Source organism: Mesohalobacter halotolerans (assembly GCF_006120725.1).
Taxonomy (GTDB): Bacteria; Bacteroidota; Bacteroidia; order Flavobacteriales; family Flavobacteriaceae; genus Psychroflexus; species Psychroflexus halotolerans.
Genome location: NZ_SWMU01000001.1, coordinates 898,257 through 914,570, shown reverse-complemented (window position 1 = coordinate 914,570; position 16,314 = coordinate 898,257). Strand labels below are relative to the sequence as shown.

General features: G+C 33.9%; 13 protein-coding genes. 5 read left to right on the top strand and 8 right to left on the bottom strand.

Annotated features, from left to right (window positions below; translation table 11 throughout):
* Positions 1 to 2: 2 nt before the first annotated feature.
* Complete coding sequence (locus FCN74_RS04260) at positions 3 to 1,832, bottom strand: ABC transporter ATP-binding protein (protein ID WP_138931336.1); 1,830 nt, start codon at positions 1,830 to 1,832, stop codon at positions 3 to 5.
* A 133-nt stretch (positions 1,833 to 1,965) separates the two neighbouring features.
* Between FCN74_RS04260 and radC the strand changes: the two genes are divergently transcribed.
* Genes radC through FCN74_RS04240 form a run of 4 tightly spaced genes read left to right on the top strand, consistent with a single transcriptional unit; the run spans position 1,966 to position 5,384 of the window.
* The gene (gene radC / locus FCN74_RS04255; protein ID WP_138931335.1) at positions 1,966 to 2,664 is read left to right on the top strand and encodes a RadC family protein; all 699 of its coding nucleotides are present in this window, start codon (positions 1,966 to 1,968) and stop codon (positions 2,662 to 2,664) included.
* Positions 2,665 to 2,667: 3 nt separating this feature from the next.
* Entirely contained in the window at positions 2,668 to 3,939 is a 1,272-nt protein-coding gene (locus FCN74_RS04250) for a DUF7033 domain-containing protein (protein WP_138931334.1), read from the top strand.
* Complete coding sequence (locus tag FCN74_RS04245) at positions 3,939 to 4,619, top strand: YjjG family noncanonical pyrimidine nucleotidase (RefSeq protein WP_138931333.1); 681 nt, start codon at positions 3,939 to 3,941, stop codon at positions 4,617 to 4,619. The genes FCN74_RS04250 and FCN74_RS04245 overlap by 1 nt, the downstream gene beginning before the upstream one ends.
* 12 nt (positions 4,620 to 4,631) lie before the next feature.
* A complete protein-coding gene (locus FCN74_RS04240; RefSeq protein ID WP_138931332.1) occupies positions 4,632 to 5,384 on the top strand; it encodes a hypothetical protein in 753 nt (250 codons plus the stop codon).
* A gap of 4 nt (positions 5,385 to 5,388) precedes the next feature.
* Here the strand turns inward: FCN74_RS04240 and FCN74_RS04235 are convergent, their stop codons facing one another.
* Complete coding sequence (locus FCN74_RS04235; protein ID WP_138931331.1) at positions 5,389 to 6,669, bottom strand: replication-associated recombination protein A; 1,281 nt, start codon at positions 6,667 to 6,669, stop codon at positions 5,389 to 5,391.
* Positions 6,670 to 6,756: 87 nt separating this feature from the next.
* Between FCN74_RS04235 and FCN74_RS04230 the strand changes: the two genes are divergently transcribed.
* The gene (locus tag FCN74_RS04230) at positions 6,757 to 7,500 is read left to right on the top strand and encodes a rhomboid family intramembrane serine protease (protein WP_138931330.1); all 744 of its coding nucleotides are present in this window, start codon (positions 6,757 to 6,759) and stop codon (positions 7,498 to 7,500) included.
* 3 nt (positions 7,501 to 7,503) lie between these two features.
* Here FCN74_RS04230 and rlmB read toward each other — a convergent pair whose 3' ends face one another.
* The 6 genes from rlmB to FCN74_RS04200 form a co-directional block, all read right to left on the bottom strand.
* Positions 7,504 to 8,223, bottom strand: coding sequence for a 23S rRNA (guanosine(2251)-2'-O)-methyltransferase RlmB (rlmB, locus tag FCN74_RS04225; protein ID WP_138931329.1), 720 nt, complete (start codon positions 8,221 to 8,223; stop codon positions 7,504 to 7,506).
* Positions 8,224 to 8,283: 60 nt separating this feature from the next.
* Positions 8,284 to 9,102 (bottom strand): hypothetical protein, encoded by an 819-nt coding sequence (locus tag FCN74_RS04220; RefSeq protein ID WP_138931328.1) that lies wholly within the window; start codon positions 9,100 to 9,102, stop codon positions 8,284 to 8,286.
* Between the two features lie 3 nt (positions 9,103 to 9,105).
* The gene (locus FCN74_RS04215) at positions 9,106 to 9,990 is read right to left on the bottom strand and encodes a hypothetical protein (RefSeq protein WP_138931327.1); all 885 of its coding nucleotides are present in this window, start codon (positions 9,988 to 9,990) and stop codon (positions 9,106 to 9,108) included.
* A gap of 12 nt (positions 9,991 to 10,002) precedes the next feature.
* Positions 10,003 to 11,409 carry a RagB/SusD family nutrient uptake outer membrane protein gene (locus tag FCN74_RS04210; protein WP_138931326.1) on the bottom strand — a complete coding sequence of 469 codons (1,407 nt, stop codon included), beginning with the start codon at positions 11,407 to 11,409 and terminating at the stop codon, positions 10,003 to 10,005.
* 11 nt (positions 11,410 to 11,420) lie between these two features.
* Positions 11,421 to 14,531, bottom strand: a complete 3,111-nt coding sequence (locus tag FCN74_RS04205) for a SusC/RagA family TonB-linked outer membrane protein (RefSeq protein ID WP_138931325.1) — start codon at positions 14,529 to 14,531, stop codon at positions 11,421 to 11,423.
* A 120-nt stretch (positions 14,532 to 14,651) separates the two neighbouring features.
* Positions 14,652 to 16,241 carry a BamA/TamA family outer membrane protein gene (locus FCN74_RS04200; RefSeq protein WP_138931324.1) on the bottom strand — a complete coding sequence of 530 codons (1,590 nt, stop codon included), beginning with the start codon at positions 16,239 to 16,241 and terminating at the stop codon, positions 14,652 to 14,654.
* Between the last annotated feature and the right edge of the window lie 73 nt (positions 16,242 to 16,314).

The window sequence follows — 16,314 nt, the reverse complement described above, 5'->3', positions numbered from 1 at the left end:
TATTACGCTTCAAAAGACTGCATATCGACCAATTTTTTGTACATGCCGTTTTTGGTCATCAATTCTGCATGTTGGCCTTGCTCAACAATTTCGCCCTCTTGCATAACTATGATTTGATCTGCACTTTGGATGGTAGATAAACGGTGTGCAATAACTACAGAAGTTCTGTTTTTCATCATGTTTTCCAAAGCTTCTTGTACTAATTTTTCACTTTCCGTATCAAGCGCTGATGTCGCTTCATCCAAAATCATAATCGGCGGATTTTTGAGCACTGCTCTGGCAATAGACAATCGCTGTTTTTGACCACCACTAAGTTTATTACCACTATCACCAATGTTGGTTTGCAAGCCTTTTGGGAGCTGCATTACAAAATCGTAAGCATTAGCGACTTTTAAGGCCTGTATCAACTCATTTTGAGTGGCATCCTGCTTACCGATTTTTAGGTTTTCTTCAACAGTATCGTTAAATAAAATGGAATCTTGAGTAACTAATCCCATCAAGTTTCTTAAATCATTCTGGCTGATATCTTTGATATTGATGTCGTCTATTTTGATAACTCCTTTTTCTATGTCGTAAAACCTTGTGATTAAATTAGCAATTGTAGATTTGCCACTACCCGACTGTCCAACCAAAGCCAGCGTTTTGCCTTTAGGTAAATGGGCTGAAAAGTTTTTCAGGACAAATTCATCTTCATACCTAAAATATAAATTTTCAATCTTTAAGCTATCTTCAAAATCTGTCTTCTTTATGGCGTTAGGTTTGTCCTTGATGTTATTATCGGTTTCCAGAATTTCCAACACCCGTTCTGCAGCTGCATTCCCTTTTTTAACATTATAAGACGCCTTTGATATGCCCTTTGCCGGTGTTAATATATTATAGGCTAGCCCCATGAATGCAATAAAGTCTGAAGCATCCAAAACGCCTTCTATTTTTACCATTCTACCACCATACCAGAGCAACACGGCAATAACTGTAATACCTAAAAATTCTGATGCTGGTGATGCTAAATTCTGCCTGTTAAGCAAGGTGTTTGAGTAATTAAAAAACCGTTTTGTAGAATCTGAGAATTTCTTAAAAAATATAGATTCTGCATTAAAGCCTTTTATAATTTTTAATCCGCCAAGGGTTTCTTCAAGAATGGATAAAAAGTAACCCTGTTCATTTTGGACAAGGTCAGACTTTCGCTTTAATGATTTCCCTATTAAAGATATAATAAACCCAGAAATAGGTATAAAAACAAACACAAAAATGGTTAATTTCAAACTTAGAAACATCATTGCACCAATAGTAAACAGAATTGTGAGTGGTTCCCTGACTATAAGGACCAAAATAGATAAAAACGAATTTTGTATTTCTAGTACATCACTTGTTATTCTTGCAATAGTATCACCCTTTCGTTTCTCAGAATAATGTGATAAGGGAAGTTCAATGGTTTTTTTATAAAGTGCATTTCTTAAATCTTTAAGGACACCATTCCTTAAAAACGTCATGAAGTATAGTGCCAGGTAGTTTGATATATTTTTTAGAAAAAACAAAACTATGACAAGCGTAATCACGATAAGCAAAGATGTAGAGATATCATCTTGAGCTACATCCTGAATATAATAGGACATGCTATCTTTAAAATAATCTTTAGCCTTTCCAACACCTTGATAAACAGGTTTATCTGTTATAGGTTCGGCTTCTTCATTAAACAAAACATCTAGCATAGGTATTAAGGCGATAAATGACAACGCACTAAACAAGGCGTAAAAAATATTAGCTATGATGTTGCCAATTGCGTATACCTTGTAAGGCTTAGCAAATCGTATGATTTTTTTAAAATAATTCATAAAATGTAGTCAGTCTACCGACAGGCTTAAGTCGTAATTTGCAAAGATACATTTTATTAAATGAATTGGTCAAATCTAGGTTTGTTCACTAAAATTTTAAGTGCTTATAGGGATTTTTTAGTATTTTTAAAACATGTCTGAACGTCAAAATTCTTTTTCAATAAAATCTTGGGCTGAAGGTGATAGACCACGAGAAAAACTATTGCATAAAGGCAAATCAACTTTAAGTGATGCGGAACTTTTGGCAATATTGATTGGTTCGGGTAATAAAATAGAAAGTGCTGTTGACTTATGCAAACGTATTCTAAGAGACAAAGACCATCAATTGAAACAACTCAGCAAAATGAGTGTTGAAGAACTTCAAACGTATAAAGGTATTGGCGAGGCTAAAGCCATAAGTATTGTAGCTGCTTTAGAATTAGGCAAGCGCCACGGTAATGCAGATTTTCCTATTTTTCCTAAAATTACATCGAGTCATGATGCTTATCGTGTGTTACATGCAATTATTGGAGATTTATCTCACGAGGAATTTTGGGCATTATTGCTAGATAACTCCAACAAAGTCATCAACAAACATCAAGTTAGCAAAGGCGGCATTACAAGCACAGTTGTCGATATGCGCTTAATTTTCAAAAAAGCATTGTCTTGCAATGCGGTGGCAATAATTTTAGCCCACAATCATCCTTCAGGTACTTTAAAACCCAGTCGATTAGATATCAAATTGACAGAAAAAATTAAAAATGCAGCTGAATTGATGGATTTTAAATTGTTAGATCATATCATTGTAACAGAGAAATCTTATTTTAGCTTTGCCGATGAAGAGTTGCTTTAGTCTATGGAAATTTTAATATATGTTCCAAAAATCACCTCTCGTATCAATTATACGTTCAGGCAGCTCTGTAAACGTATGTTAGGGTTTGAAATTAATTTTACAACCAAAATTGAAACTTTTATTGCTTATAAGGGCGTAAAATTTTCTTATGCCAATCAAAGGTTAGGAAATGAAATTTTCATTCAAGCCCATGGTTTGCTTTCTGAACAGGGCGTAAATGATGTTGATATTACAGTCTCGAAGTGGCGAGATGTTCCCTATTTTTTTAAAACTTCTTCTCAAAGCGATATCCCATATGATATTTTTGCCGCAAGTTTTTTTTTATTATCCAGATATGAGGAATACTTGCCGCACGTCAAAGACGAGCTTGGCGAGTTTCCCGCCAATGAAAGTTTAGCTTATAAAAATAATTTTTTGCATCTGCCTGTTATAGACATATGGTTGACTCACTTTACTGGAGTCTTAAAAGAAAAATTTGATACTGTTCAAGAGAAGGAAAGTCAATTTAATTTTAATTTAATCATTGCGGTTGAAAGGGCTTTTCAATTTAGAAAAATCGGAATATCGAGAAGTATCGGTGGATTTTTAGCTGATGTCTTTCAGCTTAAGATAAGAGACCTTTATGCCAGAATTAAAACGTGGTTTAAATCCAGCTTAGATCCATTTGATGTTTACGACGATTTGATTGACTTGAAAGACCAGTTGAATATTAATATGCTTTTTATGTTTCAGCTTGGTGATTATAGTATCCATACCAAAAACATAAATCATCGAAAAAGGCTTTATAAAAAACTCATTAAATCTATGGGTGATTATTGCGAAATTGGTTTACTGGCAAGTCATGAAGGTATTGAAGATATTGAAACTTTACATAAAGAAATTAAGCGTTTTGAAAATATATCTAATTTGGAATTGGAGAGTATCTTAATAAAAGACCGCAAGCTTAATTTCCCGGATTTTTATGTCAATCTTGAAAAAACAATTATACAAAAAGATTACTCTATGGGTTATGCCAACCACATAGGATTTAGAGCTGGAACCTGTTCTTCATTTTTATTTTATGATCTAAATTTAGAACAAGCTTCACCTATAAAGATTAACCCCTATTTTTTAAGCTCTAAAGTACTAAAGCGTTTGAATAATAAAGAAGTAGAACAATTTATAAACGAACTAAAACCCTATAAAGTCAATCTTAATTTACTGTTTAATAATTCAGATTTTGCAGAAGAAGACGAGAGAAAACGCTATTTTCAAATTTTTAAACAAATGATATAATGGCGCAGTTGGAGTTAACAGATATTTTTTTTGATTTAGACCACACCTTATGGGATTTTGAAAAGAATTCTGAAATTACATTTAACCTTATTTTTGAGAAACATAGCATCAATATAGACTTGAATTCATTTATGAATGTTTACCGACCGGTAAATTTTAAATATTGGAATATGTATCGAAGAAATCAAATCGACTCTGAAAACCTGAGATTTTATAGACTTAAAGAAGTTTTTGAAACCCTAAAAATTAAGAGTGACAAACAACTTATTAACTTGATTGCCGAGGAATATATAAACTATTTATCTGATCAAATCCATCTTTTTCCTGACGCCCAGCTGACTTTAAACTATCTAGCAAATAAGTATCGACTACATATTATTACTAATGGTTTTGAGAAGATACAGCACAAGAAAATAAAATCTTCAAAAATTGATCATTTTTTCGAAACGGTAACAACAGCCGAAGGTTCTGGATTTAAAAAGCCAGATCAACGTATATTTGAACATGCATTGAAAAAAGCTAAAACACATCAGCACAACAGTTTGATGATTGGCGACAGTCTGGAAGCCGATATTCAAGGGGCAAAAGATTTTGGAATGGAGGCTATTTATTTTGGCAAAAAACCTAATTTTGAAATCGATTATGTCGAAAATCTAAAAGATTTAAAAACAGTACTTTAAATATATTCTAAAATGAAAAAAAACATTGTTTTACTGCTATTACTATTAAGCATTAGCGCATTAGGTCAAACTTCACCAAAAAAATATAAATATATAACTGTACCTGTTCAATATAATTTCACTTCCGAACCTAACCAGTTTCAAATCAATGTTTTGACTCGTGTATTGTTAAAAGAAACAAATTTTGAAGTATACATGAATGAAGGCGAAAAATTACCTAATGAATTAGCAAAAGACCAATGTTTGGGTTTAAAAGCAAATGTGATTAAAGTTGGCGGTTTATTTACAACCACTTTGAAATTTCAATTAAAAAACTGTTTTGGCAACACTATTTACGAGAGTACAGGCACGAGTAGAAAAAAGCCGTTCAAGGATGCTTATCACGAATGTTTGAAAAATGCTATTCGCGATTTTCAGGTTGTTTCATCTCAATACTTCATGCAAAACATAGAAAGTGAAACTCCTGCTGAGTCAGTAAATATTGATAACAAAAATAGCAACATCCCTTTTAAGGAAAGAGCTAAGACATATAAAGAAGGTAATAAGACATATTGGCTTACAAAGGAAAAAAACAATTATATCTTATATCAAGATCAAGGTAAGACTATCTTTGCTACTTTAGAGCAAGCAGATCGTGGAACTTATTCGTTTGATTCTTCTACTATTGATGGTGCTGCTTATTTTGATGCTGAAGGAAACCTCATAGTTGAATACTTAGCCAAAGATAAAGATGCTGTTCAAAAATTAATATTTAAGAAACAATGATGCTTTAAAATTCATATTTGCCTTTCCAGCGCTTATTTAAAAAATCTTTATTCTGCTTTTCCCTACTATTATCTGAGGTAGTATATAGATTTTCAGAGGAAATCTCTTTAGGCATAAAGTCGTGAAATGCAAAATTTCCATCATAATCATGAGCATATGGATATGATTTTCCATAGTCTAAATCTTTCATCAATTGTGTAGGTGCATTCCTCAATGAAAGCGGAACTTCTAAATCTCCAGTTTTTGTTACCAAGTCCATAGCTTTATTGATCGCCATATAAGCCGAATTACTTTTTGGCGATGTAGCTAAATAGATCACGCACTGACTTAATATAATCCTGGCTTCAGGCATTCCTATAACATTTATGGCTTGAAATGTGTTGTTGGCCATCACTAATGCTGTAGGATTTGCCAAGCCAATATCCTCTGAAGCTAGAATAATCAATCTTCTAGCGATGAATTTAATATCCTCACCGCCTTCAAGCATTCTAGCTAACCAATATACTGCTGCATTGGGATCACTACCTCTTATTGATTTTATAAAAGCAGAGATAATATCGTAGTGCTGTTCACCAGACTTATCATATTTTAAGGGTTTTTCCTGTACAACTTTGTAAACTAGTTCATCCCTAATAATGATTTTATCCTTATGGTTTTGTTGAGTAACAATCAGTTCTAAAACATTAAGTAATTTCCTAGCGTCACCGCCACTCATTCTAAACAAAGCTGTTTTTTCTTTTATCTGAATGTCTAAGTTTTTCAAGAGGCTGTCTTCAGTAAGTGCTTTGTCAAGTAAAGTTTCAAGTTCTTCTTTTCCAAACGATTTCAAGGTATAAATTTGACATCGAGATAATAAAGCCGAGATGACTTCAAAACTAGGATTTTCAGTAGTTGCCCCTATTAAAGTAACCCAAGCTTTCTCAACAGCCTCAAGAAGAGAGTCTTGTTGAGATTTACTAAATCTATGAATTTCATCAATAAACAAAATTGGAGAATTTTGACTGAACATACCTTGAGATTGTTTAGCCTTTTGTATTACTGATCTGATATCTTTAACTCCACTATTGATAGCACTCAATTTATAAAAAGGCCTATTGATTTCATTGGCAATAATTTGAGCTAAAGTCGTTTTTCCTATCCCTGGTGGCCCCCAAAAAATTAGAGATGGTAAGCTCTGTTGCTTTATAATTTTTGAAATTAAACCATCTTTACCAACAAGATGGTCTTGACCGATATAATCTGATAATTGCTTAGGCCGAAGTCTTTCTGCTAGAGGTGCTTTCATATTCACAAATTTACAATTTTAATGACATTATAACAGGTGTTGCCAACTTGGAAACGAAATTGATATATTTATAATTTCATATATATTATGTCAAAAACATTTAAATATACACATGATGTTCTGCTTTATCCATTAGGTTTAGTCCTGTTGATATGGTTTGTGTATTGGGTAGAAATCAAATTCAATCTAAATTTTAATAACTATGGTGTATATCCTCAAAAAATTGATGGTTTAAAGGGCATCTTGTTTTCGACTTTTATACATAGCAGTTTAAAACACTTATTCAATAATTCTGTACCGCTCTTATTATTGAGTATGGCTTTGTTTTACTTTTACAAAAACATCAGTAAGCCAGTTATCATTTGGGGAATACTACTTACTGGCTCATTGACATGGTTGATAGGCAGACCAAGTTACCATATTGGTGCTAGTGGTTTAGTGTATGTTTTGGCCTCTTTTTTATTTTTTAAAGGTATTTTTTCAAAATATTACAGGTTAGTTGCTTTATCACTTAGCGTTGTATTTGTGTATGGAAGCTTAGTTTGGGGTTTATTCCCAGGAAAAGTTGGGATGTCTTGGGAAGGGCATTTTTCCGGTTTTATAGTTGGATTGGCTTTAGCATTAATCTATAAAACAAAACATATCGTTAAACCAAAATACGAGTGGGAAAAAAAAGACTACGATTCAAAAGACGATGAATTCATGCAGCTCTTTGATGAAGATGGTAATTTTATCCCTGATATGACTAATGAAGTCAATGATGAAAATAAGGATGATGAAGAGACTGAGATTGTATACTATATGAAAGAACAGAAAGATAAAAAACAATAGGAGTTATCTTACAAACTCATACAAAAACAAACCGGCAGCAACAGCAACATTTAAAGATTGTGTATGACCTTTCATAGGGATATGATAAGTATGGTCTAGCATCTTAATAATACTGTGATGAATTCCAAGTCCTTCACTTCCTAAAACAAGCGCCACAGGTTTTTTTATTGTATTATCAAACAAAGATTGATTTGATTTTTCTGAAGCACCTACAAGTGTTACATCATATGCTTTTAATAAATATAGAGCATCTTTGAGATGGTTGACTTTACAAAGTGGTATATTAAAAATTGCTCCTGCAGAGGTTTTAACCATATCTTCATTTATTCTGGCAGTCCCTTGTTGAGGTACGATAACAGCACTAACTCCTGACGATTCTGCAGTTCTTAATATGCTGCCAAAGTTTCTGACATCTGTAATTCCATCAAGTAATAAAAACACAGCCTCTGGGTTGTTTTTTAGTACATTTTCTACAGTAGTTTCAAAATCGACAAAATCGACTGGAGACATAAAGGCCAAAACGCCTTGATGATTTTTAGATTGATATTTCCTGAATTTTTGATGAGGGACAAAACTCACTTTAACTTGCTTTTCATTGGCTAAGCGAATAATGTCTTGAGTGTTTTCTGATTCTTTAAGAATTTGTATTTTGTCAATAGGCTTTCCGCTTTTCAGGCCTTCTATAACAGGATGTATGCCGAAAATTATATCTTTTTTTTGCATGTTTTAAATATAAAAAAATCCCGCATAAAGCGGGATTTTAATTAGATAACTTATTATGATTTAAGGAGTAGGAGTTAAAACAACGTCTACAACGAAATCACCTGTAAATAATCCTTGTTCTAATGTGTAAAATAATTGATTAGAACATGGATCAAAAAGATTACCATTAAGTGCATCTTCTTGTAACACTGTACCAGGGAATAATGCAGGGTCACTACCTACGATTGATAAAGTATTATCTGGATTGATAGTCAATACCCCATCATATATAAACTGTCCGTCAAAACTAGGATCTCCAGTTGCCTCAGCTACAAAATTAGTACCCCATGCTGAACTAATGTTAAACTCTCCTTCGTTACCAGTTGGTGTAAGGGTCATATCGAATGTATTGATTTCAGAACCGTCTATGAAAGAAGAGCCAGTCCATTCAAGAGGAAGAACTCCTGAGCACACTTCCAATGTAAAAACATCGGGGTTATCACCATCCAGACCAACAATAACATCTGGATTACTGGTTGATGTTATTGTAAATTGAACTGTATAATTTGTTGATATACTTGGATCAATGTCAAACAAAATACTAGCGTTTCTAGTATCGGCAGGTACTACAGTAGTAAAAGAACCTGTTTCAACACTTGGTGCACTTCCTTCTACGATTTCAACATCGTATGAAATTGAAGTATCTTGTCTATTAACAGGTACATTATACTCTATTGGTATTTCAACCGATCCTGCATCGCTAAGAACTTGTTGAGATTCATTTTCAAACTCAATCCAACCTGATTGTGGATCATTTTTAAATCTGGTATCATCAACAGCATTACAGCCAATAAGTATAAAGCCGAGGACTACTGTTATTGTTTTAATTATATTTTTCATATCTTAAGGTTGTTTTGTTAAGTTAAATTCAGTTGTTAAAGGTGCAGAAACACCACATGCTGGCTGCATATATTCACCAACAATAAGATTAAAAAACGTATCATCTGTTGGATCAAAACTACCAGTTGTAGAAACAGAGCCAAAAAAGATTGTTTCAAAGACATCATCATCTGGATCATCAGTTCCTTGATCATTATTACAGCCTAAATTTGAATCAATCACGTTGTCGCCTAATATAACAACATCGTTACATGATAAATCAAAAGGTAGAGTCATATCGGGCTGTCCTATATCAAAGCCCTCAAGATAATTAACATCAAAACTTCTTTCCGTTGATCCTGAACCTTGAACTATATCGACAATTTGAGTTTCAAATGTAAGTATACCATTTTCAGGGTGTATTGGCGTAACTTGCTCAAGTAGGTAAGGTCCAGTAAAAAAGCCTTCTTCAATTGGACAAATTTGTCTAACTCTAACTTCTATAGTAGAAGGATCTACCGTAGCGTCTCCAGCATCTGTAATGCGTAAAGTTAGAAGCTCTGGTGATGTCTCTACACTGTTGTCAATACCATTAATGGTCAAAAAACCAAAAAATTCACCAGCAGGTATGGTTGTTGACAAACTAGGGATATCTATATTTTCAAAATCTACAGTCGTTTCATCACCTTCTACAATTTCTATATCTACTGTTCGGTCTTGATCAGACAAGCTTGTAGTGTTAATCTGCACGTCTAATGAACCTGTATCATCAATTACAACATCTAAATTTGCCGAATTTTCAGGAAAATAGACGAGAGTTTGAGAACCGTCAAATACGACTGGCTCTGTATCATCGCAGGAAATTAAAGTTCCTGCAGCAATAATTAATATTAAAAATACTTTTTTCATAATTTTTTTATTTTATAACCATTGTGGATTTTGTTGTATGTTAGGGTTACCGTTAAGCTCAACTTGAGGTATTGGCAGCACCCATCTTCTATCATTTACTGGTAATGAACATGGAATATTTCCATCACAATCTCTAGGATCTCTTTGAATACCAGTATTGAGTATGTTTCTGTATCTTTTTAAATCTATATATCTATGACCTTCAAAACACAACTCTAATCGTCTTTCAAAAGCGATATCTTCTATTGCATCTTCAAGACTTGAATAAGCCGATGCACTGGAAGTCGTAGCTCTACGGGCATTTCTTACATCTTGTACGTCATTAGCAGCAAGTTGAAATTGTGAGTTTCTCGCGTAGGCCTCAGCTCTCATTAAATAAGCTTCAGAAGCTCTGAACATTTTAAAGTCATTTATGTAAACACCTGCGATCGGCGGGTATTTATTTATAGTATTTTCTTCTGGATCATCATTAAGATCATCGGTGAAAGTTTCAAATCTCACGTCATTGTTATTAATAGATTCTTCCTCTAAAAGATCAAAAAGACCATCGGACATACCAATGAAATTACCACCTGTTCCGGTAAAGATAAATTCACCTGCAATATTTCTATTGAACCCATTAACATTATTATACTTGAATATAACTTCAGTTACATCTTGATCACCATTAAACATAGCAGAATACTGTGATTGATTTGCTAAAGGAAAATCATTGATAATAGAATTCGTATGCGTAATTACTCCATCAAAGTCATTAGTTATTAAGGCAACTCTTGCTCTGAGAAATGTTATAAAACTTTCAGTAATAGTATTGACATCAGTGATATCGTCATCTAACAAAGCACTCGAAGAATCTAAATCGTCTAGGATTTTAGCTACTGTTTCTTGAGTTGTTAATCTTGTTGGTGAATCATCTACAGATACCTCTTCTTGGTAATGCACGCCTAATGCGTTAGGGTCAGTTGTATCCTCACCATAATAAAGAAGCAAATCGTAATGCATTAATGCTCTCAAAGCGTAAGTCTGCGCGAGGAGATTATCAAATTTATCTTGCTCACCAGACTCCACAGTCACTAATTCTGATGCAGCAAATACACGATTACACAAGTTTGCAGTATTATAGCGGTTAGTCCAAATAGCAGCCGAGTTAGATTGTGTATTCACAACTTGGTTTAAAACATTGACCTTTTGTCCACCGCTATCTTTTCCTAATCTACAGTTATCTGTAAATATCTCATTGATATCCAATACGTTGTTTGGATCATAATTTGTATAAATTCCGTTCACTGCAGCTTCAATGTCATCTACAGTTTCAAATGCTGTAGAGTTAATAAGCGCATCAACCGGTGCTCTGTCCAGTTGATCATCGCAACTTGTTAATAGAGTCGCAATAAGTAATGTTAAAAATATTTTTTTCATTGTTTTTTTATTTAAAATGTTATATCAACTCCAAAAGAAACAACTCTTGGAGAAGGAAAGTTAAAGAAATCTCCTGATTCACTTGTTTCAGGGTCATATCCTCTCCACTTACTCCATGTTACAAGGTTTGTACCTTGAGCATATATTCTCAAAGCAGATAAGAAACCAATTTTATTTAAAGTCTTCCCGTCGAGATTGTAAGCTAATGTTACATTTCTTAATCTTAAGAAAGAGGCATCTTCTAGGTAACGATCACCAGATTGAAATCTCAAGCCTCCAAAAGCTAAACTTGGTATAGCTGTGACATCTCCGGGTTGTTGCCACGCGTCAAGCATGGAAACGTTCTGATTGGCAAAACCTGCAAGTGATGCATCTTCTGTAATTGCATATGTTCCATTGTTTCTCCATGTATCAGCTGCATATGAAAATAATGCATTCAAACTAAAGCCTTTCCACGTTACGGCTGTTCCAAAACCTCCGGTAAAAACCGGGTCAAATTGCTTATCTACATAAACACCGTTAGTGTCTGGATCATAATTGGTTGTTAACTCTCCATCAGCGTCTAAATATAAGGCTTGTCCATTGGATGGATCTACTCCGGCCCAACGTTGATAAAACCATGTAAAGGCTCTTCGTCCTTCTTGAATTCTTAGTGTGTTACCTGTAAATCCTTGCTCATTTCTTATATCTAAAACTTCATTTTCGTTGTAGGAGAAGTTACCGAATACTCTTACACCCCAGGGATTGGTCGAAGTTTTTCTGAGGATATCGTATGACAACTGAACTTCAACACCTTGATTTTGCATGTCTCCTACATTTGATTGTGTGTTTGAGAAACCTGTACCAGATGGAGAAACATTTCTTGCAAAGAATAAATCTTCTGTTTGCTTGTCGTAAACATCAAGAGAACCTGTCAACTTATTGTCCCAAAAACCAAAATCGACACCAATATTTGCTTGTGTAGTTGTCTCCCATTGAACATTAGTGTCAGCAAGATTATTAACGCTCAAAATCGGGCTGTTTTGAAATCCGTTTCCACCACCAACGGTTTGAAAACCAGCAAAGAAACCAATGTTTTGATTACCGGTTTGGCCATAACTTCCCCTAAGTTTCAATGCACTTATACCACTTGCATTATCCATAAAAGCTTCTTTGTCTATATTCCAGCGACCACCTACGGAGAAAAATGTACCCCATCTTAGATCTTCTTGGAATCTTGATGTGCCGTCACGTCGTATAGTTAAATCTAAGCCAAAACGTCCATCATAATCATAAGTTGCATTTCCAAAATATGAAAATAATGCAGTTTCTATTTCTGTTGATGAAACAGATGGAATAAATGGAGCTGCTGGAGTTTCGGCATCTAAATCAGGAAAAAAGGTTGAAGGATCAACAAATCCGGCACTAGAACCTGGAAATTTTGGATTTAGACCAAAAGCTTGAAAGGAAGCTCCTTGAATGTTTCTAAAGAAATACTCTGTATAACCTGAAACAGTTACGGAATGCTTGTCATCAAATACGTTACTGTATCTAACAAAAGCATTAGAGTTAAAAGAAAAATCTCTATTAAAACTTTCAAATTGAGAACCGCCAAAAAACTCTGCAGCTGCATCAACATTAGGACTCAATAAACCTCGAATACTATTAGGTGAATCAATAAATAACCTTTGTATATTTAAGTAATCAACTCCTATTCTACCACCTATTGTTATGTTTTTAAGAATATCATATTCGGCATTTGCGCTTCCGGTAAAACGGAATTCGTTTTCCCTATCTGTATTAAATCTTGCTGTATTAAGAGCTATAAATGGTGTATTAACAAAACCATTAGCTCCATTTGCGCTTATTGTCCCATCAGGATTTAAAGCACCTGATTCTACAGTCCCTAATGTGTTAAGGCTTCCATCAGGATTGAAAGCATTCAAATAAGGTAATGCCAAAAACGGAACTATAAATGGATTATCAAGCTGTCCACCTGTATTATTATCTCTGGTAGCATCAACAACAAAATCACTCTTAGAAAATGCTGCGGTAATATTTGTACCATATCTAAATTTATCGTCACCACCCGATAAGTTGTTTCTTACCGTGAAACGCTGTAATTTTGACCTTAAGGTTGTACCTTCCTGTTCAAAATATTGAAGTGAAGTATATGAAGATAAATTTTCACCACCTTGTTGAATAACTAAGTCGTGAGATTCTGTAGTACCTTCTCTTAATATAATGTCTTCCCAATTGGTATTGGTTTGATTTGATAACACAGCAATTTCTTGATCTGTAAGACCATCACCAAACTGTGATCCTGGCAATAAATTTTTCTGGTAATTCAATAGCTGGAAAGCATTCATCATGTTGAAATTTTTCTCAGGCAAATTCGAAACACCGTATAATCCTCTATACTGAACAGATAAATTAGAATTTCGTTTAGCGTTTTTGGTTGTTATCAAAATCACACCAGCTGCACCCCTATTTCCATAAATAGCTGTTGCAGCAGCATCTTTAAGAACACGCATAGATTCGATATCATTTGAATTTAAACTTCTAAAATTGTCCTGATTTACCGGCATACCGTCTACTATATATAGAGGCTCAGTATCACCATTTAATGATGTACGACCTCTTATGATTACCGTAGCAGATTGACCAGGTTGCCCTGAAGCTTGTCTTACGTTTGCTCCAGCTACATTACCCTGTAAAATTTGGTCGATAGAAGCAATAGGAACTTGCTCAATCGATTCAGATTTTACATTCGATGATGCGGAGACGACCTCATTTTCTTTAAGAATACCTTGATAAGACGTTACAACAACCTCATCAAGTTCTTCTAAGTCAGGTTCCATTGTAACATCTATAGTTGTCTTAGCACCTACCCGAACTTCTTTGGTCTTGAAACCAACATAGGTAAATTGGAGAACTTGATTGGAAGCAGCGCTTATGCTGTAGTTCCCATCAAAGTCTGTTTGTGTACCCGTAGATGTGTTTTTGATGATTACGTTTACCCCGGGAACAGGCAAACCATCTCCGTCAACCACCGTACCGGTGACTGTTTTTTCTTGTGCAAACGTGAGTTGCACAACAAACGCTAAAAGTAGCGTTAGAATTCCTCTAAACTTTGTTCTCATTTTTAAATTTATTTGAATTAGCCAATGCCAAAAATCATAATAAATAGTTAATCACACAAATTTTTTTTACTTTAATTTAAAAAAACAGTGTTAAAAATTAACCTTAAGGTCATCTCAAGCCTAGAAAACCGTTAAAAATTTAAGATGAATTTGTGTGTTTTTAAATTCTATGTTTTGTGTGTCAGACCCACCATTGGCAAAGATAAGCCGAAGAACACCAGCCCGTGTTTCAATCCCAAAACCTACGCCCAAACTGTATAGATTTTCACTGAACCTATCAATATCATTTTCATAAAAACCATAGTCTAAAACACTATGAATATATAGATTTGAGCCTAAAATATAGCGATACTCTGTCTGAATTGTCCCAAATAAATTGGCAAAAAAGCGATTTTCAGCAAAACCACGTATTGAATTAATCCCACCAAGACGATACAGTTCATTGCTCAAATATTGTTCTGAGCTCAAAAAACCTGAATCTAAACCTAAATAGACATACTGTCTTTTATCGATTTTAAATATCTGTCGTGCTTTCAAGCTTATGTATTGCTGATCTTCTTCTAGAGTTTGCGTTTGACGCCGAGCTATTCCAAAATTGAGATTGACGTATTGTGTGCTTAAAAAAAGACTAGAAAAGCGTTTGGGCTTATTGTAAACAGCTTCTAGCCCATATCTGCTTTTATCAAAATCTTGTATATCATTAATTTGATTCTCAGCATCTAGTAAATTTGTTGATGACTCAATTTTTGTGTTCAAACCAAGATTGATGTTTTGAGTAACCTGATAATCTAATTTTAAACGCTGGGCATTATTAGAAAACGTAGAATCTTGTTTGAAAAAATTTAAGCCTGCTTCAATTGAAAAACGAGATTGAAATATATAAGGTAATCTAAGACCGACATCAAACCACTCTTGTGCATTACCGTCATTTCGATAATTCAAATTTATTTCTTCACCAGCATTAAAATTATTAACGAGCGATAAGTCTATATTACCAATAAGCTGGAAATCATTTTCATCTGAGTTGTTAAAGCCTAAAAAGCCATCAAAACTATTAGCTTGTGAACGGTCAAGATATAGGAAAAGATTTGTCGAATCTTTTGTAAACTGAACTTGTGGTGTTTTGGTTTGATTCACAAATCGCAAGGCATCCAGTTGTTCTGATTGTTTTAGAAGTTGCTCTCTATTGAATACCGCACCAATTTTTACATTACAATAGTGTTTTAAAAAGGCTTGGGGAAATTTATCATAACCTCTGATTACAATCTTATCTAAAGTTCTTTTAGGAGATTCATTCAGGTCTATTTTAGCAAATACAGTATCGCTCTCGTTAAATTCAATTTCTTTTAATTTAACCTGACTAAAAGGCTTACCTTCTTTAGACAGCTGATTTAATGTAACGAATAATCTTTCTGGCAAATCCTCAATCTTGACATAAGGTTCCATATTGTTAAAAACATCAGTAAAAGCGGAATGATTTTTAATATAAACGACATTATACTTTTTTCTTAAATTAAGCTGAAGTTGATACACTGAATCATTTGCAGGTTCAAGTTGATACGCTCTTAAGTTCAAATATCCTTTTTGCTGTAGCTCAGCTATTATTTCTTTAGATGCAGCTTCTAGATTTTTAAAACCTGTAAAAGATTGATTTGGTATAAATGTCTTGAGTAAGCTATCCTGTTTGATGTTTTCTGAATGTAATCTCAAATATAGATTTTGAGACGAAACAGAATTCAAGTATAAACCCAATATAATGACTAAAAAAGACCTCATACATATT